The 23,309-nt window shown below is 73.4% G+C and carries 17 protein-coding genes, 1 tRNA gene and 1 riboswitch; of the genes, 10 read left to right on the top strand and 8 right to left on the bottom strand.

Going from position 1 to position 23,309, the window contains the following annotated elements; genetic code table 11:
- Window positions 1-379 precede the first annotated feature (379 nt).
- Window positions 380-940, bottom strand: a complete 561-nt coding sequence (locus tag ACH4ZX_RS31320) for a MarR family transcriptional regulator (RefSeq protein WP_360746186.1) — start codon at window positions 938-940, stop codon at window positions 380-382.
- 140 nt (window positions 941-1,080) lie between these two features.
- On the opposite strand from ACH4ZX_RS31320, the gene ACH4ZX_RS31325 reads away from it, so the two are divergent.
- On the top strand, window positions 1,081-2,355 hold the full coding sequence (locus ACH4ZX_RS31325; protein WP_398280345.1) for an MFS transporter: 1,275 nt from the start codon (window positions 1,081-1,083) through the stop codon (window positions 2,353-2,355).
- 73 nt (window positions 2,356-2,428) lie between these two features.
- On the opposite strand, the gene ACH4ZX_RS31330 is transcribed toward ACH4ZX_RS31325, so the two are convergent.
- Both ACH4ZX_RS31330 and ACH4ZX_RS31335 read right to left on the bottom strand, forming a co-directional pair.
- A complete protein-coding gene (locus ACH4ZX_RS31330) occupies window positions 2,429-4,081 on the bottom strand; it encodes a SpoIIE family protein phosphatase (protein ID WP_398280129.1) in 1,653 nt (550 codons plus the stop codon).
- A 221-nt stretch (window positions 4,082-4,302) separates the two neighbouring features.
- On the bottom strand, window positions 4,303-5,682 hold the full coding sequence (locus ACH4ZX_RS31335; protein ID WP_398280132.1) for an NAD(P)/FAD-dependent oxidoreductase: 1,380 nt from the start codon (window positions 5,680-5,682) through the stop codon (window positions 4,303-4,305).
- A gap of 379 nt (window positions 5,683-6,061) precedes the next feature.
- On the opposite strand from ACH4ZX_RS31335, the gene ACH4ZX_RS31340 reads away from it, so the two are divergent.
- Window positions 6,062-6,829 carry a TetR/AcrR family transcriptional regulator gene (locus ACH4ZX_RS31340; protein ID WP_398280135.1) on the top strand — a complete coding sequence of 256 codons (768 nt, stop codon included), beginning with the start codon at window positions 6,062-6,064 and terminating at the stop codon, window positions 6,827-6,829.
- Window positions 6,830-7,153: 324 nt separating this feature from the next.
- Here the strand turns inward: ACH4ZX_RS31340 and ACH4ZX_RS31345 are convergent, their stop codons facing one another.
- Window positions 7,154-9,253 (bottom strand): asparagine synthase-related protein, encoded by a 2,100-nt coding sequence (locus ACH4ZX_RS31345; protein WP_398280138.1) that lies wholly within the window; start codon window positions 9,251-9,253, stop codon window positions 7,154-7,156.
- Window positions 9,254-9,938: 685 nt separating this feature from the next.
- On the opposite strand from ACH4ZX_RS31345, the gene ACH4ZX_RS31350 reads away from it, so the two are divergent.
- From ACH4ZX_RS31350 to ACH4ZX_RS31365, 4 genes are all read left to right on the top strand, one after another.
- The gene (locus tag ACH4ZX_RS31350) at window positions 9,939-11,363 is read left to right on the top strand and encodes an MFS transporter (RefSeq protein ID WP_324783043.1); all 1,425 of its coding nucleotides are present in this window, start codon (window positions 9,939-9,941) and stop codon (window positions 11,361-11,363) included.
- A gap of 137 nt (window positions 11,364-11,500) precedes the next feature.
- Window positions 11,501-12,712 (top strand): L-2-hydroxyglutarate oxidase, encoded by a 1,212-nt coding sequence (gene lhgO / locus ACH4ZX_RS31355; RefSeq protein WP_398280141.1) that lies wholly within the window; start codon window positions 11,501-11,503, stop codon window positions 12,710-12,712.
- A gap of 404 nt (window positions 12,713-13,116) precedes the next feature.
- Window positions 13,117-14,016, top strand: a complete 900-nt coding sequence (gene trmB, locus ACH4ZX_RS31360; RefSeq protein WP_398280144.1) for a tRNA (guanosine(46)-N7)-methyltransferase TrmB — start codon at window positions 13,117-13,119, stop codon at window positions 14,014-14,016.
- Between the two features lie 61 nt (window positions 14,017-14,077).
- Complete coding sequence (locus ACH4ZX_RS31365) at window positions 14,078-15,382, top strand: PrsW family intramembrane metalloprotease (RefSeq protein WP_398280147.1); 1,305 nt, start codon at window positions 14,078-14,080, stop codon at window positions 15,380-15,382.
- Between the two features lie 103 nt (window positions 15,383-15,485).
- Here ACH4ZX_RS31365 and ACH4ZX_RS31370 read toward each other — a convergent pair whose 3' ends face one another.
- From ACH4ZX_RS31370 to ACH4ZX_RS31380, 3 genes are all read right to left on the bottom strand, one after another.
- Window positions 15,486-16,496 carry a M23 family metallopeptidase gene (locus ACH4ZX_RS31370; protein WP_398280150.1) on the bottom strand — a complete coding sequence of 337 codons (1,011 nt, stop codon included), beginning with the start codon at window positions 16,494-16,496 and terminating at the stop codon, window positions 15,486-15,488.
- 11 nt (window positions 16,497-16,507) lie between these two features.
- Window positions 16,508-16,665: riboswitch (cyclic di-AMP (ydaO/yuaA leader) on the bottom strand.
- Window positions 16,666-16,933: 268 nt separating this feature from the next.
- Window positions 16,934-17,007 (bottom strand) — tRNA-Met (locus tag ACH4ZX_RS31375).
- A 266-nt stretch (window positions 17,008-17,273) separates the two neighbouring features.
- Window positions 17,274-18,404, bottom strand: a complete 1,131-nt coding sequence (locus tag ACH4ZX_RS31380) for a dihydrofolate reductase family protein (protein WP_398280153.1) — start codon at window positions 18,402-18,404, stop codon at window positions 17,274-17,276.
- A gap of 66 nt (window positions 18,405-18,470) precedes the next feature.
- Here ACH4ZX_RS31380 and ACH4ZX_RS31385 point away from each other — a divergent pair, with 66 nt between their 5' ends.
- Window positions 18,471-18,986 (top strand): MarR family winged helix-turn-helix transcriptional regulator, encoded by a 516-nt coding sequence (locus tag ACH4ZX_RS31385; protein WP_398280156.1) that lies wholly within the window; start codon window positions 18,471-18,473, stop codon window positions 18,984-18,986.
- 205 nt (window positions 18,987-19,191) lie between these two features.
- Complete coding sequence (gene ribA, locus ACH4ZX_RS31390) at window positions 19,192-19,845, top strand: GTP cyclohydrolase II (RefSeq protein WP_398280159.1); 654 nt, start codon at window positions 19,192-19,194, stop codon at window positions 19,843-19,845.
- 12 nt (window positions 19,846-19,857) lie between these two features.
- Here the strand turns inward: ribA and ACH4ZX_RS31395 are convergent, their stop codons facing one another.
- Window positions 19,858-20,403 carry an NADPH-dependent FMN reductase gene (locus tag ACH4ZX_RS31395; protein ID WP_398280162.1) on the bottom strand — a complete coding sequence of 182 codons (546 nt, stop codon included), beginning with the start codon at window positions 20,401-20,403 and terminating at the stop codon, window positions 19,858-19,860.
- A 382-nt stretch (window positions 20,404-20,785) separates the two neighbouring features.
- Here ACH4ZX_RS31395 and ACH4ZX_RS31400 point away from each other — a divergent pair, with 382 nt between their 5' ends.
- Together ACH4ZX_RS31400 and ACH4ZX_RS31405 are read left to right on the top strand one after the other, a co-directional pair.
- Entirely contained in the window at window positions 20,786-22,567 is a 1,782-nt protein-coding gene (locus tag ACH4ZX_RS31400) for a GAF domain-containing protein (RefSeq protein ID WP_398280165.1), read from the top strand.
- A 254-nt stretch (window positions 22,568-22,821) separates the two neighbouring features.
- The gene (locus ACH4ZX_RS31405; protein ID WP_398280168.1) at window positions 22,822-23,304 is read left to right on the top strand and encodes a DUF5994 family protein; all 483 of its coding nucleotides are present in this window, start codon (window positions 22,822-22,824) and stop codon (window positions 23,302-23,304) included.
- The last annotated feature ends 5 nt before the right edge of the window (window positions 23,305-23,309 follow it).

The following is a 23,309-nucleotide window of genomic DNA, read 5'->3' on the forward strand; positions in this document are numbered from 1 at the left end:
TCAAGGAACGGTCGCTTCCTTTGTACTCACCCTGTCGGGCTTTCCTCCGGGCGCTTCCCTTCGGTCTTGCGTTTCCGACTCTATCAGATCCTTTCGGCGTCTGATTCCCAGTCAGCGGGATTTGTCTTCCCGGCCGTTGGGCCGTTCCGACGTCTCAAACCTTAGCGGATCCGGTCGGCAGTTCCTAATCGGGCTGTCGGCCCCCAATTCGAGCAGAATTCGGGAACGCCGAATTCATCCCGGCTGGGAAAGGTCGTGCTGTGGTTTGGTGCCGCTGGCGCGGCGGAGGTGCTGTCGCAGAAGCGTTACGCCCCCGCGGCAACCCGAAGAACCTTACGGATCCCCGAGGGGGCTGTCAAGCGCCCCCTGTCAAGATCTTTCAGTCGAGGTCACTGAGGCGCCCGCCGGCGTCCGGCTGCGCGTGTTCCACCCTGCGCAGCAGGCGGGTGAGGACCTCGCCGAGGGCCGTGCGCTCCCGCGGGCTGAGGTCCTGGAGCAGGTCCTCCTCGAAGACCGACGCCAGGCGCATCGCCTCGAGCCACTTCTCGCGGCCCTCCGCGGTCAGCTCGACGATCACGCGCACGCGGTTCGACTCGTCGCGTTCCCGGGTGACCAGGCCCTCGGTGACCATGCGGTCGATGCGGTGGGTCATCGCGGCCGGCGTCAGGCCGAGGCGCTTGGCGAGGTCGCTCGGGCCCAGCCGGTAGGGGGCGCCGGACAGGACGAGGGCCTTGAGGACCTCCCACTCGGCGTTGCTGATGCCGAGGGCGGCGGTCTGGCGGCCGTAGGCGACGTTCATGCGGCGGTTCAGGCGGGACAGCGCCGAGACGATCTTCTCGACCTGGGGGTCGAGGTCCCGGAACTCGCGCTGGTAGGCGGCGATCTGCTCGTCGAGGGTCGGCTCGCCGCTGAGGCCGAGGGTGCCGGGTGTGTCGCCCATGGGCCCAAGTATCGCATGGGGTCGGTTGGCGTTGAAGTCCTTCGAGATGTAATATTTAGCTTCGAACTTTAGCTTTGAAGTCTTTGGTGCTAAGTACTGACCGCACCAACCGTGTGAGAGAGGTGAACGTGACCAGGGCGATGGGCGCAGCGATGCGCCGGATCCACGTGGGCAACGCACTCAGCGCTTTCGGCCTCGGCTTCACGGTCCCCTACCTGTACGTCTACGTGGCGCAGGTGCGGGGACTGGGCGCCATGACGGCGGGCCTGGTGCTCGCCGTGTTCGCCGTCGCCGCGCTGGTCGTGCTGCCGTTCGCCGGGCGGGCCATCGTCCGGCGTGGCCCGCTGCCGGTGCTGCTCGCCGCCCTCGTCACGGCCGCCGCGGGGGCGCTGAGCCTGGGTCTCGCGGGTGACGCGACGGCTGTCCTGCTGTCGGCCGCCGCGCTCGGGGCCGGGCAGGCCGTGATGCAGCCGGCGCTCGCGACGATGATCGTGGACTGCTCGACGGCCGACACCAGGTCGCGGGCGTTCGCCGTGCAGTTCTTCCTGCAGAACCTGGGGCTGGGCGTCGGCGGGCTCATCGGCGGCCATCTCGTCGACTCTACGCGCGTCGCGTCGTTCACCCTGCTGTTCTCGATCGAGGCGGCGGTGTTCCTGCTGCTGGTGGCCGTGATGGCGACGGTGCGGATGCCGCGCTCGCCGCGCGTCGAGGGCGCACCGGCGCGCTCGACGCGGGGCAGCTGGAAGCAGCTGCTGGGCAACCGGGCCATGGTGCAGCTGTCGGTGCTGGGCTTCGTGCTGTTCTTCGCCTGCTACGGGCAGTTCGAGTCGGGGCTGGCCGCGTACGGGGTCGAGGCCGCCGGGATCACGACGTCCGCGCTCGGCACCGCGCTGGCCGCCAACACGCTGGTGATCGTCGTCGCGCAGTTCGCCGTGCTGAAGTTCGTCGAGCGTCGGCGGCGGTCCCGGGTGATCGCGGCCGTCGGCCTGATCTGGGCCGTGGCCTGGGTCATAGCCGGGTACGCCGGGCTCGGGCACGGCAGCCGGGAGATGGCGACGGCGGCGTTCGTCTCGACGTACGCCCTGTTCGGGCTCGGTGAGGCGATGCTGTCGCCGACGGTCGCACCGCTGGTCGCCGATCTCGCGCCGGAAGGGATGGCCGGGCAGTACAACTCGGCGTTCGCCCTGGTGAAGCAGCTCGCGCTGGCCGTCGGGCCGGCGGTGGGCGGGCCGATGGCGGCCTCGCTGCACGGGCCGTACGTCGTGACGTTCCTGTTGTTCTCGCTGGGGATCAGCGTCCTGGCGGTGCGACTGGGGCGGCAGCTCACCCCTGCGCAGGACCATCCGTGGCGGGGCGGGAGCCGGGTGGTCACCCGGGGCGGAGCGGCCGCGGAGGCCGTGCCCGCGGAGGCCTGAGCAGGCGGCGGCCGTCACCTTCGGGTGGCGGCCGCCTTCGGTTTCCGGCGGGGCGGCCGCCTTCGTGCCCCGGTCAGGCCGCCGCCTTCGGCAGGACGAACTCGCACCACACCGTCTTGCCGCCGCCCGGTGTCCGTCTCGACCCCCAGTTGGACGCGATCGTCGCGACGATGGCGATGCCCCGGCCCGACTCGTCCCCCGGTTCCGCGCGGCGGCGGCGCGGGAGGTGGTCGTCGCCGTCGGTGACCTCGATGATCAGCCGGCGGTCGGTGCGGCGCAGACGCAGACGCATGGGCGGGGTGCCGTGCTGCAGGGAGTTGGCGACCAGTTCGCTGGCGGCCAGGACGCCCAGGTCGTGCAGTTCGGTGGGGAAGCGCCAGCTGGTGAGGACGCCGGAGGCGAACGCACGCGCGCGCGGGGCCGCTTCCACCCCGCCGAGGAGTTCCAGGGCGGCGTTGCGGAACAGTTCGCTGTCCGGACCCGAGCGCGCGGGGTGCTGCAGGACGAGGACCGCCACGTCGTCGTCGTGACCGGCGGTGACGCCCGCCGAGCGGACCAGGCGGTCGCAGACGACCTGCGGCGAGCCCGTCGCACCGGCCAGGGCACGCTCCAGCGCGGCGATGCCCTCGTCCAGGTCCTCGTCGCGCCGCTCCACGAGGCCGTCGGTGTAGAGCACCGCCGTGGAACCGGGACCCAGCGCGATCGAGCCCGACGCGTGCACCCAGCCTCCGGTGCCCAGGGGCGGGCCGGTCGGCTCGTCGGCGCGCGAGACGTCACCGTTCTCGTCGCGGACCAGGATCGGCAGGTGACCGGCCGAGGAGTACACCAGCCGGCCCTCGTTCGGGTCGTGGATGGCGTACACGCACGTGGCGATCTGGTTGGCGTCGATCTCGGTGGCGAGGCCGTCGAGGAGCTGGAGGATCTCGTGCGGGGGCAGGTCGAGGCGGGCGTACGCGCGGACGGCGGTGCGCAGCTGGCCCATGACGGCCGCGGCCCGCACGCCCCTGCCCATGACGTCGCCGATGACCAGGGCGGTGCGGCCGCCGCCGAGGGTGATGACGTCGTACCAGTCGCCGCCGACGGCGGCCTCCGTGCCGCCGGGCTGGTAGGTGGCGGCGACGCGCAGGTCGTCGGGCTGTTCCAGTTCCTGGGGCAGCAGGGAGCACTGGAGGGTGACCGCCGTCTCGCGCTGGCGGCGCTCGCTGGCGCGCAGGCGCTCGGCGGCCTCGGCGTGGTCGGTGACGTCGGTCGCGAAGACGAGCACACCGGGACCGCCCGGGACTCTGTGGCCGTCGCCCTCCGCCACCGGGGTGCAGGTGAAGGTGTAGGAGCGGCCGTCGGGGGCCTTACGGGACTTCAGGGTGCGGGGTTTCCCGCTGCGCAGGACCTGGTCCAGGAGGGGCAGCAGGCCCAGCTCGTCGAGTTCCGGGAGGGCGTCGCGGGCGGGCGCGCCGAGGGGGCGGGCGCCGAAGGCCGCCGCGTAGCTGTCGTTGACGTAGGCGACGCGGTGGTCGGGGCCGTGGACCAGGGCGACCAGGGCGGGGACACGGTCCAGGACGTCGCGGACGGGGAGTTCGTCGACGCCGGGCACGAGCGGGCGCCCGTCGGTGAGGTGTTCGGCGCGGGCCGTGGGCACGGACCCCTCGCGGGCGATCACGTGGTCGGTCCGCGCTGCGGCGCGGCGCTGCGTTCCGGGGAGCCGGGCGCTCCAGCGCGTGAAGTTCACGAATCCTTGCCTCGTGTCGTCGTCTTCGGCGTCTTGGACCGGCTCCGGATCCGGCCTGGGGGTGGGGGGTTGGCGTCCCCGGGAAGCAGCACAGTGGAAAGCCTCTGGGTTCGAAGGGCGAGCGGATGCTCGCCCGAGCGGCGGGGATCAGTCTGGCAGGGTCGCCCACCGGGTCGACACCCGTCAGACGCCCACCCGGGCGCAGGAGTTCCTGGGTCCGGTCAGGACGACCCCTTCGGGTCGGACGTCGGGTCGGTAGGAGGCTTTCCACCGGCCGCGAGTTCGAACTCCGCTCGGGGATGTTCGAGCGATCCGAGGGAGACGATCTCTCGTTTGAAGAGGCCCGCCAGCGTCCATTCGGCCAGGACGCGGGCCTTCCGGTTGAAGGTGGGCACCCTGCTGAGGTGGTAGACGCGGTGCATGAACCACGCAGGGTAGCCCTTGAACCTGCGCCCGTAGACGTGTGCGACGCCCTGGTGGAAACCGAGTGAGGCGACCGAGCCGACGTAGCGGTGGGCGTACGTCTCCAGGGGCTCGCCGCGCAGGGAGTGGGCGATGTTGTCGCCGAGGAGCCTGGCCTGGCGCAGCGCGTGCTGGGCGTTGGGGGCCGTCTCCTTGCCGGGTCCTCCGGCGGTGATGTCGGGGACGGCGGCGGCGTCTCCGGCGGCCCACGCGTGCGGGGCGCCCTCGATCGTGAGCTGAGGGGTGCATTTCAGCCGACCTCGTTCGGTGCGCGGGAGGTCGGTGGCGGCGAGCAGCGGGTGGGGTCTCACGCCGGCCGTCCACACCACCGTACGGGTGGGGAAGCGGGATCCGTCGCTGAGGACGGCGACGCGGTCGGCGCAGGACTCCAGGCGGGTGCCGAGGCGTACGTCGATGTTGCGCCGGCGCAGTTCGGAGACCGTGTAGCGGCCCATCTCCGGGCCGACCTCGGGCAGCACGCGGTCGGTGGCCTCGACGAGGATCCACTTCATGTCGCCGGGTTCGACGTTGTGGTAATAGCGCGTGGTGTAGCGGGCCATGTCCTCCAGTTCGCCGAGCGCCTCGACGCCGGCGAATCCGCCGCCGACGAAGACGAAGGTCAGGGCCGCGTCGCGGATCGCGGGGTCACGGGTGGAGGAGGCGATGTCCAGCTGTTCGATGACGTGGTTGCGCAGGCCGATGGCCTCCTCGACCGACTTGAAGCCGATCGCGTGCTCGGCGAGTCCGGGGACGGGCAGGGTGCGGGAGACCGATCCGGGCGCGAGGACCAGTTCGTCGTACGTCAACTGCGTGGGGCCCGTTCCCTCCTCCGCCGTGGCGAGGGTGGTGAAGGACGCGGTGTGCTTGGCGTGGTCGATGGACTGGACCTCGCCGACGACGACGTGGCACAGGTCGAGGACGCGGCGGAGCGGGACGACGACATGGCGTGGGGAGATGGACCCGGCGGCCGCCTCGGGGAGGAACGGCTGGTAGGTCATGTACGGGTCGGGGGTGACGACCGTGATCTCGATGTCACCGCGCCTGAGCTCGCGTTTCAGCCTCCCCTGCAGACGCAGGGCCGTGTACATCCCGACGTAGCCGCCGCCGACAACGAGAATGCGCGCACGTTCCTTCACCATCCCATGACGCACCCGGCGCGTGCGTTTGTCCACAGCCCCGACAGGGTCAGTGACGCGGGGCCGGCGCCGCCCGGAGTTGGCCGAATCGCCGAAGTCCCCCGAAGGTGCCCAGGTCAGCGGGCATGCGCAGGGGCCGCCGAGGGGGACCAATCGGGACGTTCACGACCCGTGCTCCGATCGGGGGGCGCTCCGTGCGGAACCTGCCCCTTCTGAATTGACTCCCTCTCAACTATGTTCGTGACGACGGGGTGTAGGGGGATGCGCTCTTCGGATCCGGAGTCCGTGACGGGCGGACCGGTGGTCCAGGATTCCCCGCGCGCTCTGCCTTCAGCTGCGGGGAGAGTCTCCGGGGGGAGACGTCATTACCGGGGGATCACTTATGAGCATTCAGGACTCGCACTGGTCGGCCGCGTCCGCTCTGGGACCGGGCGGCATGATGAGCGCGGCGGCGGGCAACGGACGCGCGGACAGAGCGCGGACGACGCCGCTGCGCGTGGACGCACAGCGCAATCTCGAACACGTACTGCGCGCGGCGCGCGAGGTCTTCGGCGAGCTGGGGTACGGCGCGCCGATGGAGGACGTGGCGCGGCGGGCACGGGTGGGCGTGGGCACGGTGTACCGGCGCTTCCCCTCCAAGGACGTCCTGGTGCGCCGGATAGCCGAGGAGGAGACCTCCCGGCTGACGGACCAGGCCCGGGCGGCGCTCGGCCAGGAGGACGAGCCGTGGTCGGCGCTCGCGCGCTTCCTGCGGACGTCGGTGGCCTCGGGCGCCGGGCGGCTGCTGCCGCCGCAGGTGCTGCGGGTGGGCGTGGCCGACGAGAGCGGCGTGCTCGACGAGACTCCGGTCCCGCAGCAGCGTGCGCAGGCCGGCGCCGGCGCCGGCGCCGGTGAGCTGCGGCTGGTCGCGGAGGACGGTCCCGCGGCCGCGGACGACGACACGGGGGCGGCGGCGCTGCTGGAGGTCGTGGGCCGGCTCGTGGAGCGGGCGCGCGCGGCGGGTGAGCTGCGGCCGGACGTGTCGGTCTCGGACGTGCTGCTGGTGATCGCGACGGCGGCGCCCTCGCTGCCGGACGCGGCGCAGCAGGCGGCCGCCTCGGCGCGGCTGCTGGACATCCTGCTGGAAGGGCTGCGGTCGCGCCCGGCCTGAGCCCGCGGCCACGAGCCCCCAGGCCCGGTCGCCGATCCGCACGCACCACGGTGCGTCGCCGGGCGGATCACTGGGCGCCGGTGACGCGGAAGCCGACGGTACGGGCATCGGTGACGCGGCGCAGGCGCCCGTCACCGAAGGCGCCTGCCGGAGGGGACGCCGGCCGCAGCGGAAGCCGGTCGGAGGTGACGTCGGTCGGAGGGGACGTCGGGAAGACGGCGTCCCGTAGCCGCCGTATGCCTCCGCGCGGGCCGTCCACAGCCGCCGCCACCACACGCCACGCCGCCGCTGCACGGCACGCGACTGCTGCACGGCACGCAGCCGCTACATGCTCCCGGCCCGTCCGCCCGAGGCCAGCGCGCCCCGCTGCGGGCTGATGCCCGCGGGCACCGCCCGCTGGCGGGCCGGGGTGCCGGTCCAGCAGGTGCCGCGGCGGGCGAGGAGGCGGCCGAGCCACAGCTCCAGGGAGACCAGGTCGGCCAGGCCGTCCAGCGGCAGGGGCTCGCCCTGGGCGGCCGCCCGCAGCGCCTTGCGCACCACCCGCGCCTCGACCAGGCCGGCCTCCGCGAGCAGCGGCGTGGCGAACAGGGACATCAGGGAGTCCGCGGCCACCCGCAGCCCCGTGCGGGCGGCGACCGCCGTCGGCGCCTGGGAAGGGGCGCCCCAGCCGGGCGGGAGGCCGCTGACGCCGGCGCCCTCCAGGACCGTACGCAGGATGGCGGCGCGGGCTCCGGGCTGCACCCTAAGTGCCTCGGGCAGGGCCCGGCAGGCGCGGACGACCTGGTTGTCGAGGAAGGGCGCGTGCAGGCGCTGGGAGCGGATCTCGGCGGCCTGTTCCAGGACGCGGAGGTCCGCCGCCTGCCGGGCCAGGGCCGCACGCGCGCGGTAGTCGCCGGGACGCTGGCCCGGCCCGACTCCGGAGCGGCTCGTGGCGGCCTGCAGGCGAACCGATACTTCAGCCAGCGCCTCCCCGGTCAGCCAGCGCGCCGCCGGTCCCGGTCTGGCCCACGTCAGCGCGGCGAGCGAGGCCCCGACGGCGCCTCCGGGTTCGTCGAAGCGGCGCTGCATCAGGCGCTCGGCGAGCAGGTCGAGCCCCGCGCGGTACGGCGTCCGGGCGAGCTTGCGCGCCGCGGTGTACACGCGCGCGGGGACCAGCACCGAGCCGTCCGCCTTGGCGAGAGCGGCGACCGGGCGGACGAGGTGGCGGCGCTTGCGGTCCATGAGGAGGTCGGCGAGGCGGGCGGGGTGGGCGTCCAGGACCTGGCGCGCGCCGTGTCCCGTGAAGTGGTCCGCGCTGCCGGCGGCCAGGCGGGCCCGGTGGCGGGCCGCGGTGACCAGGCTGGGGCCCGGCTCGTCCGTCAGGGGGCCGTCCAGGTCGGCGTACGGCAGCATCTCCTCGCCGCCGGTGACGACCACGTGGTGCAGGCGGGGGTTGGCGGCCAGGGTGCCCGCCCGCTCCAGTTCGGCCTCCCGGCCGCCGACGGCCAGGTCGTTGAAGGTGACCGCCAGCAGGCGCTCGCCCGCGCCCGTGCCGTGGCCCAGGAGGGTGCCGGGCCTGCCGGGCAGGCCGGCGGCGAGCAGCGCCAGGGTGCCGGAGGCGGGCCCGCCGGAGAGGTCCGCGCCGATCCCGGCGACCGGCATCCCGCGCGCGGCGCGGCGCTCCGCGGGTCCCATGCCGGGCACCGGCCCGGGGTCCATGTCGGCGCCGGGCACGTGCCGGGGCGCCGCCAGCCGGGCGCGTACCGCCTCCACCAGGGCGTCGCGCACCGCGTCGACCGCGCTGTCGGGGTCGGCGGGGGGCGCCGCCACCGCGAGGGAGGCGACCGGCTCGTAGCCGGCGATCTCGCGCGCCCCGGCGCGCAGGATCAGCGCGTGTCCCGGCGGGATGCGGCGTACGCCCTCGTAGGGCGTGGAGTCGTGCAGCGCGGCCGGCACGTCGGGGGCCACCAGCAGGGCCGCGAGGTGGCCGAAGTCGAGGTTCGCCTCGGTGAGGTCGGCCAGCGGCAGCGCGGCCGTCGCGTACGCCGTGCCGCCCGCCCACGGGGTGTGGAAGACCGGGCGCGCGCCCGCGAGGTCGCCGCAGACGGTGATCCTGCGGCCGACCTGGAGGACGGCCGTGTAACTGCCCGGCCAGGCCGTCAGATGGCGCAGCGCGCCGCCGCGCGCGGCGAACAGGGCCACCCGCAGCTGCTCGTCGGAGGCCCCGCAGGTGCCCAGCACCGCGATCCGGGTCCGGGCGTCGGCCTTCACCACCCGCACCTCGTCGGGGCGCCAGTCGCCGACCGCCCACAGCGGATCGGGGTCGCCCCACAGGAGTTGGGAACCGACGGGGTGCACGGTCTCGCCGTCGTGCCCGGTGGCCCCCGCGGAACCGGTCCCGGAGGTGCCCGCGGCGGTGCTGCTCCATCCCACCAACCACCGCATCGACGCCTCCACAGGCTGTGGACAACCAGTGCACCGTACGAACCGGTTCCCCATGCTGCCATGAAGGAGGCGCGCCGGAGGCGTGGCGGCGCCGCACGAGATCCACCGGGCGCGCACCCGCGCCGAAGCGGCCGGGGGCGCGGACACCCGCACTGCGCAGGGCGTCTGCGACGCGAATGCGCCCCCGTAACGCGCCCCGAAAACGCCTTTCGCGCCCTCAAGTTCCGTGGTGGGAGGGGTGATCGCCCGGAAAGGCAGGGGTCGATTTTCGGCCAAATCGGCGGCACGCGGACAGGCGTGGGCCACGCTCCGTACAGGCCCTGCGCACCGTACACCGCGCACGCGGTCCGGGAGACGGAGCCCGCCTCCCGGACCGTTCCACCGCCCGCGGGGATGAAGGCGGCGGTGTCCCCCAGCCCACTGGATCCAGTACAGCGGGCCGACCCACGCACGATCCATGCAAGCGCTCCCCGGCCGGCCGCAGAAGAGCGCACGCACGGGCGCACGGCCACACGGCCGGGAGCACGACGCAACTGCGCGTATCGGGACCGCACTTCAGTACGGACCACAATCCCGCCATCCGGAACAAAGCCCCTTAACGCTTGGGATGCGGCGAACTACGCTGGGTTTACGAATGCCGCGTGGTTATGCCAGCGCGGCAGCCGTCTGTGTCGAGGGGTGGCGCATGTCCAGGGAGCAACGCGGGCCGAACGAAAAACTCGGCGCCGTTCTCGCCCTCGCGGGAATCAGCAACGCAGGCCTCGCGCGACGCGTCAACGACCTTGGCGCCCAACGCGGGCTGACTCTTCGCTACGACAAGACCTCGGTGGCGCGCTGGGTGTCCAAGGGGATGGTGCCGCAGGGCGCCGCCCCGCACCTCATAGCGGCCGCCATCGGGCAGAAGCTCGGACGTCCGGTGCCCCTTCACGAGATAGGGCTGGCGGACGCCGATCCCGCACCGGAGGTGGGCCTCGCCTTCCCCCGGGACGTCGCGCAGGCGGTGAAGTCGGCGACCGAGCTGTACCGGCTCGACCTCGCCGGCCGGCGCGCCGGTTCCGGCGGCATCTGGCAGTCACTGGCCGGCTCGTTCGCGGTGAGCGCGTACGCGACACCCGCCTCGCGGTGGCTGATAACCCCGGCCGACAGTTCGGTGGCGCGCGAGGCGAACTCCGCGGAGGGCTCCGGCGCATCACTGAAAGTCGGCCACAGCGACGTGCGGAAGCTGCGGGAGGCCGCCGAGGACGCCAGGCGCTGGGACTCCAAGTACGGAGGCGGCGACTGGCGTTCGTCCATGGTGCCGGAGTGCCTCCGGGTGGAGGCGGCGCCCCTGCTGCTCGGCGCGTACTCCGACGAGGTCGGCCGGGCCCTGTTCGGGGCGTCCGCCGAACTCACCCGCCTCGCGGGCTGGATGGCCTTCGACACCGGCCAGCAGGAGGCCGCGCAGCGGTACTACATCCAGGCGCTGCGGCTCGCCCGCGCCGCCGCCGACGTCCCCCTCGGCGGCTACGTCCTGGCGTCGATGTCCCTGCAGGCGACCTACCGCGGCTTCGGCGACGAGGGCGTCGACCTCGCGCAGGCCGCGCTGGAGCGCAACCGGGGCCTGGCGACCGCCCGCACCATGAGCTTCTTCCGCCTCGTCGAGGCACGCGCGCACGCCCGCGCGGGCGACGCGCAGGCCGCCGGGGCGGCCCTGAAGGCGGCCGAGGGCTGGCTGGAGCGGTCCCGGGAGGGCGACAACGACCCGTCCTGGCTCGGCTTCTACTCCTACGACCGGTTCGCCGCCGACGCCGCCGAGTGCTACCGCGACCTGAAGGCGCCGCGGCAGGTACGCCGCTTCACGGAGCAGGCCCTGTCGAAGCCGACGGAGGAGTTCGTGCGCTCGCACGGGCTCCGGCTGGTCGTCTCGGCGGTCGCCGAACTGGAGTCCGGCAACCTCGACGCGGCGTGCGAGCAGGGCGTGCGGGCGGTCGAGGTCGCCGGACGCATCTCGTCCGCGCGCACCACCGAGTACGTCAAGGACCTCCTGCACCGCCTGGAACCGTACGGGGACGAGCCGCGGGTGGCGGAGCTGCGGGAGCGGGCCCGGCCCCTGCTGATGGCCCCGGCGTAGCGTCCCCCGCGATCCGCCGCGTCCGAAGGCACCGATTTCGAAGGCACCGTATTCGAAGGCACCGCGTTTACCGGGCACCACGTTTGAAGGCGCTGTCAGTGGCGCAGTGCACTATCGGATGCGGGAGGTGGTGCCAGGTGCGGACCGAGAAGGTCTACGACTGCGACGTGCTCGTCGTCGGCGGCGGGATCGTCGGCTTGTCGACCGCGTTCGCGATCACGCGTGCCGCGCCGGGCACGCGGGTGACGGTGCTGGAGAAGGAGCCCGGCCCGGCCCGGCACCAGACGGGGCGCAACAGCGGCGTCATCCACAGCGGGATCTACTACCGCCCCGGGTCGCTGAAGGCCCGGTACGCGGTGCGGGGCGCCACCGAGATGGTCAAGTTCTGCACCGAGTACGGCATCGCGCACGCCGTCACCGGCAAGCTGATCGTCGCCACGGAGCGGACGGAGCTGCCCCGGCTGCACGCACTCGTCCAGCGCGGCCGGGAGAACGGCATCCCGGTGCGGGAACTGGGCGCGGCGCAGATCGCGGAGTACGAGCCGGAGGTGCGGGGCCTGGCGGCCATTCACGTCGGCACGACCGGGGTGTGCGACTTCGTCGGCGTGGCCCGGCAGCTGGCCCACGCCTCGGGCGCGGAGATCCGCTACGGCGCCCAGGTGGACCGGGTCGACCGGCGCCCGGAGCGGGGCGTCGCCGTGCGGACCCGGGCCGGCGACGTCGTACGGGCGCGCGTGCTGGTGAACTGCGCCGGCCTGTACTGCGACGAGGTGGCGCGGCTCACCGGGGACGAACCGGACGTACGGATCGTGCCCTTCCGCGGGGAGTACTACGAGCTGGCGCGGCCCGAGCTGGTGCGGGGACTGGTGTACCCGGTGCCGGATCCGGCGTTCCCGTTCCTCGGGGTGCACCTCACCCGCGGGATCGACTCCGGCGTCCACGTCGGACCGAACGCGGTGCCGGCGCTGGCCCGCGAGGGATACGGCTGGGGCGTCGTACGCCCGCGGGAGGTGGCCGGGACGCTGGCGTGGCCGGGGTCCTGGCGGATAGCCCGCGCGCACTGGCGCTACGGGGCGGGCGAGCTGCGCCGGTCGGTGTCCAAGCGGGCGTTCACGGCGGCGGTGCGCAGACTGCTGCCGGCGGTGACGGAGGACGACCTGGTGCCCGCGGCGGCGGGAGTGCGGGCGCAGGCGGTGTTGCGGGACGGGACGCTGGTGGACGACTTCCTGATCCACGAGGGCCCCCGCGCGATCCACGTCCTGAACGCCCCCTCCCCCGCGGCCACGGCGTCACTGCCGATCGGCCGGGAGGTGGCCCGCAGGGCACTGGCCGCACTGGGCGGCGCCTGAGCCCGGCCCGGGACCCGGACGCCGTACGCCGGCCCCCGGGAGGCCGGCGTACGGCAACCACCGGACGGCCATCGCCGGGCCCACCGGGCCCCTGCCCACGCCCCGGCGGCCGCAGGGCAGCCGACAGAGGACCACAGCCGACGGCCCCCGGCCGGCAGGAGAAACGCCCCCGGACCAGCACGCACCCCACCGACCGGAACCGCACACCTACCCACCGGACGACCACGCACCCCCGCCCGCAACCCCCCACCCACCACCACCGGACGACCACGCACCCCCGCCCGCAACCGCGCCCTCACCACCACCGGACGACCACGCACCCCCGCCCGGAACCGCGCCCTCACCGTCCCCGCCCGAAGCACGCACCCACCACCCCGAACCGCGCACGTAAAATCGACCGCACTGTGTCTGACTCCCGCAACGCCCCCGAGACCACCCGCCCCGCCGCTCCGGCCCCCGTGGCGGACGAGCACCTCCGCCCTGCCCCCGCCCCCGCCCCCGCCGCCGGTGCGGGCGCGTCCTTCCCGCGTGCCCGGGGCAAGGGGGAACCCCGGTTCCCGGACGGGCCGCAGGCCGATCCCGCCGGGTCGCACTTCGAGCGGCGGATCCGGAGTTTCCAGCCCCGGCGCAGCAGGGTGACCGCGGGGCAGGCGGACGCGTTGCAGCGGCTGTGGCCCAAGTGGGGACTGGACATCGACGGGCAGCGGGTGCTCGACCTCGCCGAGCTGTTCGGCAACACCGGCCCGGTGGTGCTGGAGATCGGGTTCGGCATGGGCGAGGCCACCGCGCAGATGGCCGCCGCCGACCCGGGTACCAACATCCTCGCCGTCGACGTGCACACCCCGGGCCAGGGCAATCTGCTCAACCTCGCCGACCAGGCAGGCCTGTCCAACGTCCGGGTCGGCAACGGGGACGCGATCATCCTGCTGCGCGAGATGCTCGTGCCGGACTCCCTCGACGGCCTGCGCGTCTACTTCCCCGACCCCTGGCCCAAGAAGCGGCACCACAAACGGCGCCTGATCCAGACCGAGTTCCTGGATCTCGCCGCGTCCCGCATCAGACCGGGCGGCATCGTGCACTGCGCGACCGACTGGGAGCCGTACGCCGAGCAGATGCTCGAGGTGCTCACCGCGCATCCCGGGTTCGAGAACACCCGGCCCGGCGGCGGTTTCGCGCCGCGCCCCGGCTTCCGGCCGCTGACCCGTTTCGAGGGACAGGGACTGGACAAGGGACATGTCGTGAACGACCTGCTGTTCCGCCGCGTACAGCGGCACAACCAGCCCCTGCCCCCCACCGGCGCCTGAAGCGCGCCGGACGCGTCCCGCACCGTCGCGGGCGGCGCGCTGCCTCGTTAGGGTCGATGCCGTGGCCACCTTCCCCCCGTACCCGACGCATCCGCCGTACGCCGACGGTCCCGCCGGCGGCGGGGCCAGGCACGCGCACTGGTGGCAGCGCAGGTGGGTGCGCTACGGCGCGCTCAGCACCCTGCTCGCGCTCTCCGGGCTCGTCATCCTCGCCCTGGTGCGCGAACAGACCGGCACCGAGGGGTTCCTGGTCGGGCTGGGCCTCGCCGTGCTGCCGGTACCGCTTCTCGTGGCCGCCTTCCGCTGGCTCGACCGGGTCGCCCCCGGCCCGTGGCGCAACCTGGTGTTCGCCTTCGCGTGGGGCGCCTGCGCGGCGGCGCTGATAGCGATCGTCGCCAACAGCTTCGCGACCAGATGGATAGCGACGTCGACCGCGGACCCGGCGAGCGCGGACACCCTCGGGGCGACGGTCATAGCGCCGGTCGTCGAGGAGTCCGCGAAGGCCGCGGCCGTGCTGCTGGTGTTCCTGTTCCGCAGACGGGACTTCACGGGAATCGTCGACGGGGTGGTGATAGCCGGGATCACCGCCACCGGCTTCGCGTTCACCGAGAACATCCTCTACCTCGGCACCGCCTTCGGCACCGACCAGCTGACCGGCGACAGCGGCATCGCCTCCGTCACCGCGGCGACCTTCTTCGTCCGGGTCATCATGTCGCCGTTCGCGCACCCCCTGTTCACCGTCCTGACCGGCATCGGGTTCGGCGTGGCCGCGCTCTCGGCGGAACGGCAGCACGTCCGGCGCGTACTCGTCCCGCTCTCCGGGCTGCTGCTCGCCATGGGCATGCACGCGCTGTGGAACGGCTCGGCGGCGTTCGGCGGGTTCGGGTTCTTCGCGGTGTACGCGGCCTTCATGGTGCCCGCGTTCGGGCTGCTGACCTGGCTGGTTATCTGGACGCGGCAGCGCGAACTGCGGACCGTGCGCGAGGAACTGCCGCCGTACGTCCTCGCCGGCTGGCTGACGCCGGGCGAGCCGTACGCGCTCGGCTCCATGCGGGCGCGGCGGACGGCCCGCGACTACGCCCGCCACCGCTTCGGCAAGCCGGCCAGGCGGACGGTGGCCGAGTACGAGGCGTACGCGACGTCGCTGGCGTTCCTGCGGCACCGGGGACGGCGCGGACGCGCGGACGCCGACTTCGTCGTACGGGAGCGGGAGTTGCTGGCCGAGCTGTGGTGGCGGCGCGAGATCGCGCGGCCGGCACTGGACCACGCGGCCAGGATGACGGCTCCCCCGGTGCCGGTCGTAGCACCGCCCTGGCCGGCGTACGGGCACCCCGCGAACCCCGCGTACAACCCGTACCGCTCCTGAAACCCGGAGCGGCCGACGGCGTCCCGGAGTTCTCGGGCACGCCTGACCGGCAGTCCTGACGTCGGGGGGTTTGCCGTCAGGACCGCCGGGGATCAGGGGGAGATCAGGGGTTGAGTCCCTTGCCGCGCAGCCAGGCCATCGGGTCGATGCCACTGGCCTGCCCGCCCGCGTGGACCTCGAGGTGCAGGTGCGGGCCGGTCACGTTCCCGGTGGCACCCACGCGCCCGATGACGTCACCGGTGCTGACCTTCTGCCCCACGCTCACACTGATCGACGACTGGTGGCAGAACCACAGCTCGGTGCCGTCGTCCAGGGTCAGGATCGTGCGGTAACCGTACGCCCCCGCCCAGCCGGCCTCGGTGATGGTCCCGCTGTGGATGGCCTTGATGAGCGTGCCGGTAGGGGCGGCGAAGTCGAGGCCGGTGTGGTAGCCGGAGGACCACATGGAGCCGGCCTGACCGAAGGTCGAGGTGATCGTGTACGAGGAGGTCGGCAGCGTGTACTGCTTGGCCAGCTCGGCGAGACGCGCGGCCTCGGCCTTCTTCTTGGCCTCCGCCTCCGCCTTCTCCTTGGCGGCGGCGGCCTTGGCGGCGGCCGCCTTCTCGGCCTGCTCGGCCGCGTCGGCGACCTGCTTGGCGAGGGCGGCTTCGGTGGCCTGCTGCGTCTTGCTCTCGACCTGGATCTGCTGCGACTCGGCCTGCGCCATGATGCGGTCGCGCAGCGCCTCACCGGCGCCCTTGGTGCTCTCCGCGGAGGTCACGCCGACGCTGCTGAGCGGAGTGGCGGACCCCTGCGGCTCGGGCTCGTCGTCGGAGATCAGCGAGCCGACCGAGGGCAGGTCGGGCATGGAGATGGACACCGGCGGCTTGCCGGTGTTGGCGCTGGCCATGCCGCCCGCGCCGACGGCGGCTATGACGCCGACGCCCAGAACCGTGGAACTGCGGGCGAGTCCCCCGCCGCGCTGCTTGGAGACACGGTGCCGGCCGCGTACGGGGCGGACGGAGTCCTCCGTGGGGTTCCATGCCTCCCACGGGCCCTCGTCGGTGCGGTAGCTGCCGTAGCCGAAGGTGTCACTCGGCTGGAACGGGGCTGTCGGGGCAGGGTTGGACGCCACGTGGGCGTGCTCCTTTCCTTCCTCCTCGCCTACCGGGTTAGCTGACGGGTTCGGAGCAGGAAGGTCTCCTACGCGCGTATATCCACCGTGATCCCACGGCGGCATTCGCGCGATTCACCCCAGGGTGGTGGTTCCCCGGTTCCCTTGCGGGATTCGGCGCGTGCGCACGGAGCCGCCTCTTGTGACGGCTGGGACGACCGCGCTGCGTTATCGAACGTTAATAGACGCAGGGGCTCGTTTCCAAGCCGTTCCGCTTGATCATTAACGAATCCACGCCGGACGTACATCCCCATGACCGCCTAAAAACGGGCGAGTTGGCCCCTCACATACCCCGCCGACCACACTGCGCAGGGCGGCCACCTCATCACTCACGGTCACGGACCGCACAAAAACACCGACGGCCGGGACCTCTGATGATCCCGGCCGTCGGCCTTGAGTAGCGGGGACAGGATTTGAACCTGCGACCTCTGGGTTATGAGCCCAGCGAGCTACCGAGCTGCTCCACCCCGCGTCGGTGTGTCACCAGTGTACGTCATACGCAGGACGGCAAGCACACGCGTTTCTCCGCGGCACGCGCCGTCAGCCGCGTACGGCGGGAAGGGGACGGGACGGGGGTGTACGCCCGCATCGGTTGGCGCGTCAACCCCCGCACCTCCCGAACCCCCGATTCCGCGCCGTTCCGAGGACGGACACCCCCGCCCCGGCCCCGACCCACCCCCCACCGCCCGCGCAACACGCACCCCCACCGAACCGCGACAGGCCGCCGCAGGCACCCCGCTACCCCACCAGATGCCGATTGGGCGCCTCGGCCCGCTCCGCGTACTCCGGCAGCACGACCACGTCGACCCCCTCCCCCGCCAGCAGCCCGCTGCCGTCGGCGCTCTCGACGAACGTGTCGGGCTCCCGCCAAGCCGTCACCACCCGCCGGACCCCCGCGTCGAGGATCAGCCGCGCGCACGGCTTGGGCCGGGACGCGCGCCGGGCGCACGGCTCGAGGCTGCTGTAGACCGTGGCGCCGGCGAGCCGGGGATCGTCCGGATCGAGCTTCGCCAGAGCCGCCTCCTCGGCATGCACCACAGGATCGTCCCCCTCACGGGAGTACCCCCGGGCCAGCTCCGTGCCGTCACCGGCCACCACCACCGCCCCCACGCTGAACGCCGTCCGCGACGGCGGGCACAGCGCCGCCAACTCGCACGCGAGGGCGAGCCAGCGGTGGTCGGCGGCCACGGCGACCTCCCCGGCCCCGGGAGCCGTCGGCTCGTACCGCATGAGGACCACGTCCTCGATCCGCCGCGTCTCCAGCAGCCGCAGCCGCCCGCCCTGGTACGCCCCCGGACCGAACAGCCGCGGCGCGGCGGGGTCACCCACGAACACCGGCGCCAGCACGAGCTGCAGCTCGTCGGCGAGCCCCTGCTGGAGCAGCTGGGTGTGCACGAGCCCCCCGCCCTCCACCATGAGACGGCGCACCCCCCGGACGTCGTGCAGATGCCGCAGCAGCGGCCGCCAGCCGACCTCGCCGCCCAGCGCGACGACGTCGGCGGCGAGCCCCAGCGCGCGGGCCCGTTCGGCGCCCTCGTCCGTCGTGTAGAGGACCTTCTCGCCGCCCGTGTGCCAGAACCGCGCCGCCGGATCGAGTTCCCCCGAGGCGCTGACCGTGACCTTGAGCGGGTAGGCGGACCGGCCCGCGGCCACCCGGCCGGCGCGGCGACGCTCCGAGTTGACCAGCAGCCGCGGATTGTCGGCCCGGATCGTCCCGGCACCGACCAGGATCGCGTCGACGGAGGCACGTACCTCGTCGACCCGGTCGAAGTCCGCCGGGCCGGAGAGCAGGAGCCGCTCGGGGCCGGTGTCGTCGAGGTAGCCGTCCAGGGAGACGGCGGCGGACAGCAGGACGTAGGGATGCGGCATCGAGCGCGCTCACTCTCGGAGGCGGGCGGTCTTGGTTCAAGTTTGAAACAAACTTACACTGGTGGCATGACACCCCGCTGGCTCACCCCGGACGAGCAGCGCGCCTGGCGCGCGTTCATCGCGGCGACGCACCTCCTGGAGGACGCGCTCGACCGGCAGCTCCAGCAGGACGCCGGCATGCCGCACCTGTACTACTCCATCCTCACCAATCTTTCCGAGGCGCCGGAGCGCAGGCTGCGCATGACCGACCTCGCCGAGAAGACGAAGATCACCCGCAGCCGTCTGACGTACGCGGTGACGCGACTGGAGAAGGACGGCCTGCTGCGGCGCGAGAACTGCAGGTGGGACAAGCGGAGCAGCATCGCCGCACTGACCGACGAGGGCATGGCGGTGCTGGAGCGCACGGCCCCCGGCCACGTGGAGACGGTGCGCGCGTCCCTGTTCGACCACCTCACCGAGGAGCAGGTGGGACAGCTGGAGGACATCTGCACGGGGATCGCGCGGGCACTGGAAGGCCAGGATGCCCCACGGCCGGCCCCCGACGAGGTCCCGTGGCGCCGCCGTTCCTCCCCTTGCTCGTGAGCAGCGCCGCTGCTCCGTGAGCCGCACCACTCGTTCGTGAGCCGCACCGCAAACCTATTGATTCAAATTTAAAGCATGGAGTAGGGTCCCCTCAGCGGATCTGCTTCAAATCTGAAGCACCTCCCGTGCGACCGCGAGCACGACCGCGAGCACGGAAGAAGACAGCACCCCGTCCGCGCCGTCCACCCCGGCCCCGGAGGCCCGCATGCCCGACCCCGCCCCCGACTTCCCCGCCGCCACGCCGCGCTCCCGCGTCCGGGTACCGCTGCGTTTCCACGACGGCTACAGCGCCGACGCCGACCTGGTCACCTTCCACGGCCTGGCCGACGACCGCGAGCACGTGGCCGTCGTCCTCGGCGACCCGGCCCCCGGCACACCCCCGCTGGTCCGCCTGCACTCCGAGTGCCTGACCGGCGACGTCTTCGGCTCGGCCCGCTGCGACTGCGGACCCCAGCTGCGCGAAGCGGTCGAGCGCATCGCCGACCGCGGCGGCGTCCTGCTCTACCTCCGCCAGGAGGGACGCGGCATCGGCCTCTACAACAAGCTCGACGCCTACGCGCTCCAGGACGACGGCCTGGACACCTACCAGGCGAACGCGGCGCTCGGCCTGCCCGAGGACGCCCGCGACTACACGGCGGCCGCCCAGATGCTGCGCGCCCTCGGCATCGGCGAACTGGACCTGCTGTCCAACAACCCGGACAAGGCGGAGCAGCTGCGCACCCTCGGCATCGACGTCCGCGACCGCGTGCCCACGGGGGTGTTCACCACCGCCCACAACGTCCGCTACCTGCGCGCGAAGGTTCTCCAGACACGGCACACGCTGCCGCTGGACAGCCTGGCGGAGCTGACCGCGGGCTGAGGACGGCGGGCCTCAGCGAGCCGCCGAGTCCGCCAGCAGCCCGAGGACCCGCTCCAGCTCCCGCCGCGTCTCCGGGTCGGCGACGAGCCCGTCCGCCCCGATCGCCTGCCGGTCGACGGGCAGCCGCACGCAGGCGGACGGCACGACGGTCGCGCCGGTGTACTCCAGCACCGTCCGCAGCGTGGCCTGCGCGCCCTCGCCGCGTCCCGGAGCGGCGGCGTTGACCCAGGCCACCGGCTTGCCGCCGATCTCGGTCCCGCCCACCGTCCAGTCGAGCAGGTTCTTGAACGAGCCCGGCAGGGTGCCGGCGTACTCCGGCGTGCAGACCAGGATCCCGGCCGCCCGGCCGATCGCCGACCGCAGCCCGGCCACCGGCGCCGGCAGCGGGTCCCGGTCGTCGTCGGGGTTGAAGTGCGGCAGCCGCGCCAGGCCGTCGTACAGCTCCGTGCGCACCGGCACGGACGGGGCGACGGCCTGTGCGGTGCGCAGCACGGCCTCGTTGCCGGAACCGGCCCGCAGGCTGCCCGACAGCAACAGGATCAACGGAAGCGAGGACACCCGCCCAACCTACGGCAGCACCCCACGGCACACCGGCACGCCCCTCCCCCTTCCCCGGCCCGGGCGATCCGCCCGCAACAGGTGTAACTCCCACGCATCAGGGGAGGCGGATGGATGCGGACCGCCCCGGTGTCCGTCCCCGGCCGGTGGAGACAGGGCGGTCCGTGGCGGCTCCCGCGGGACGTCCGTTCCGGCGGGCCGGCCCGCGGTCGAGGCGGGCGGCAGTGGGGCGTCGGCCGGAGGGGACGGCGGCCACAGCCCGGTCTGCGGCCACCGGTTCCGTCACCGCCCGGCACCGTGCGGTCGCCGTTGCCGTTGCGATCCGGTGGGGCTGTCTGCGCATGCTGGAGACGTATGCCGGTTCGAGAGATGAGGCGGCTCCGTGAACGACCGGTCGGGCACGAACAGTCAGCGCTCTGACCAGCGGCTGCCCAGCAAGGCGCCGCCGGACGGGCGGCGCGAGCCCGCCCGGAGGGCTCTGGACGGCCGCGACCGGATGCAGACACTGCTGGACGCCGTCGTCGCGATCAGCGGCGACCTCGACCTGGAGGACCTGCTGCGGCGGATCGTGCGGTACGCGGCCGACCTGGTCGACGCCGAGTACGCCGCGCTCGGCGTCCTGGGGGAGGAAGGCCGAATACGGCAGCTCGTCACCGCCGGAGCCGCCGGCGCCGACTGCGGCGAGGAGACGACAGCCCGGCGGACAGTCCCCCGCCCCGAAACCCAGGACCGCCCTGCCCCACTCACCGCCCCACGGACCGACCCACTCACCGCCCCCAGCACCGCCCCCCGCACCGCCCCCCGCACCGCCCCCCGCACCGACCCGGCGCGCTTCCCGCCGCGGCACCCGCCCCTCACCTTCCTCGACGCCGCCGTACAGGTCCGTGGCGAGATCTACGGCACCCTGTACCTGGCCGGCAAGCGGGGCGGCCGCCCGTTCGACGCCGACGACGAAACGGTCCTGCGCAGCCTGGCCGCCGCCGCGGGCGTGGCGATCGACAACGCCCGCCTCTACGACGAGAGCCGGCACCGCGAACGCCGGCTCGCGGCCGGCGCGGACCTGACCCGCGCCCTGCTGTCCGGGGAGCACCCCGCACGGACCCTGCGGTCGCTGGCCGACATGGTGCGGGAGATGACCGGCGCGGACCTGGTGACCCTGGCCCTCCCGGTGGGCGACAGCGAGGAACTGGTCGTGGAGGCGGCGGCCGGCCGTTCGGCCGACCGGGTGCGGGGCCTGGCGCTGCCCGACACCACCCTGGCGGCGAAGGTCTACGCGACGGGACAGACCGTCAGCAGCGAATCCCTCACCGCCGATTCCCGCATCGCGGGCGGCAGTGCCTCCGTCGTCCCGCTCGGACCCGCCTTCTTCGTCCCGGTCGCCGGCCGCGAGCGGGTGCGCGGCGTGCTGCAGGTGGCCAACGAACCCGGCGGCGCCCCCTTCGACGAGGCGGTGGTGGAGATGGTGTGCGCCTTCGCCGACCAGGCCGCCCTGGCGCTGGAGATCGCCGAACACCGCCAGGACGCCGAACAGCTCACTCTCCTGGGGGAACGCGACCGCATCGCGCGGGACCTGCACGACCTGGTCATCCAGCGGCTGTTCGCCGACGGCCTGAGCCTGCAGGCCGCCCTGGGCCGCCTCGGCGACCGCCCGGACGCCGCCGAACGCGTCCAGCGGGTCGTCGACGACCTGGACGACACCATCAAGGTCATCCGCTCCACCATCTTCGGCCTGCAGCACCAGGACCACCCCGGCCGCCGCGCCGGCCTGCGCTCCCAGCTCGTGGCGCTCAGCGCCGAGGCCTCCGCGGCACTCGGCTTCACCCCGGCGCTGCGCATGACCGGCCTGCTCGACACCGACGTGTCCGCGCACCACGCCGACCACCTCCTGGCCGTGCTGCGCGAAGCCCTGTCCAACACGGCCCGGCACGCGGTCGCCACCGCGGTGGAGATCACCGTGGAGGCGACGGACGGAACCCTGCGGCTGACCGTCGCCGACGACGGCCGCGGGATCGATCCCGCCGTCACCCGCCGCAGCGGCCTGGCCAACATGCACAGCCGCGCCGGGGAACTCGGCGGACACCTCGTCGTCGGCCGCCGCGAACCCTCCGGCACACTCCTGGAGTGGTGCGTGCCGCTGCCCGCCTACGGCCCGGACGCCACCTGACCGACGACTTCCACGCGGTCGTCCGCCTCGACAGTTCCGGCAGAAGCCCGCCGGCGTTTCCGGCAGCGCCGCTGCCGCCGGTCTCGGCGAGCAGCGCGGCACCGTATCCGGGCGGGCCGGCGATTCCCGGCGACACCGGAGAATCACAGCGAAACCGGTGATTCCCGACGGCACCGGTACCCGCAGTGAGGGGAGTAGCGTGGTCAGCAGCACGGCGCACCCCGTGTCCGCCGGATCCCGAAGGGGTGGTCCTCATGACCGACTCCGACACATCCCCCGCTCCCCAGCAGCTGCCGAGTGGCATCCATCAGACCATACGACCTGGGTACGCACTGCTCCGGCTTCAGACGACGGCATCGCGCGAAGGGGTTCTCGACGGGGCGTGGTGGCCGCGATCCCATGACATCGGTGCGGAGTTGCCGGCACTGCTGGATGCGCTCACGGAGTACCTCGGCCCCCTGAGTCGGGTGGGGCTGGACGCCACGGCCTGGGCGGGGGTCCCCACCCGGATCGCCGTCGACGACCACGTGGTGCGCGTGGACTCCTTCCCGGTGGGCGATGACACCATCTTGATCACCCGGGGCGACAGGGACCACTTCTCGCTGCTGGTCATCCCGCCGGAGGCAGCCCCCGAGGACGCTCGGGCGGCGATGGCCCAGGCTGTCCTGGCCGGCAACGTCAGCTCCGCGCGGCAGATCCTCGTCGACACAGGAGGAGGGCGGACGCCGTCGGGCTGACGAGT

The sequence above is a fragment of the Streptomyces sp. NPDC020490 genome, from assembly GCF_044335305.1.
Lineage (GTDB): Bacteria > Actinomycetota > Actinomycetes > Streptomycetales > Streptomycetaceae > Streptomyces.

Excerpts from the sequence above, each read along its gene's own strand:
- ACH4ZX_RS31320 (WP_360746186.1), bottom strand. The coding sequence starts at position 940 with ATGGGCGACACACCCGGCACCCTCGGCCTCAGCGGCGAGCCGACCCTC.
- ACH4ZX_RS31335 (WP_398280132.1), bottom strand. The coding sequence starts at position 5,682 with ATGGTGAAGGAACGTGCGCGCATTCTCGTTGTCGGCGGCGGCTACGTC.
- ribA (WP_398280159.1), top strand. The coding sequence starts at position 19,192 with ATGCCCGACCCCGCCCCCGACTTCCCCGCCGCCACGCCGCGCTCCCGC.
- ACH4ZX_RS31385 (WP_398280156.1), top strand. The coding sequence starts at position 18,471 with ATGACACCCCGCTGGCTCACCCCGGACGAGCAGCGCGCCTGGCGCGCG.
- ACH4ZX_RS31325 (WP_398280345.1), top strand. The coding sequence starts at position 1,081 with ATGGGCGCAGCGATGCGCCGGATCCACGTGGGCAACGCACTCAGCGCT.
- ACH4ZX_RS31380 (WP_398280153.1), bottom strand. The coding sequence starts at position 18,404 with ATGCCGCATCCCTACGTCCTGCTGTCCGCCGCCGTCTCCCTGGACGGC.
- ACH4ZX_RS31340 (WP_398280135.1), top strand. The coding sequence starts at position 6,062 with ATGAGCATTCAGGACTCGCACTGGTCGGCCGCGTCCGCTCTGGGACCG.
- ACH4ZX_RS31405 (WP_398280168.1), top strand. The coding sequence starts at position 22,822 with ATGACCGACTCCGACACATCCCCCGCTCCCCAGCAGCTGCCGAGTGGC.
- ACH4ZX_RS31345 (WP_398280138.1), bottom strand. The coding sequence starts at position 9,253 with ATGCGGTGGTTGGTGGGATGGAGCAGCACCGCCGCGGGCACCTCCGGG.
- ACH4ZX_RS31350 (WP_324783043.1), top strand. The coding sequence starts at position 9,939 with ATGTCCAGGGAGCAACGCGGGCCGAACGAAAAACTCGGCGCCGTTCTC.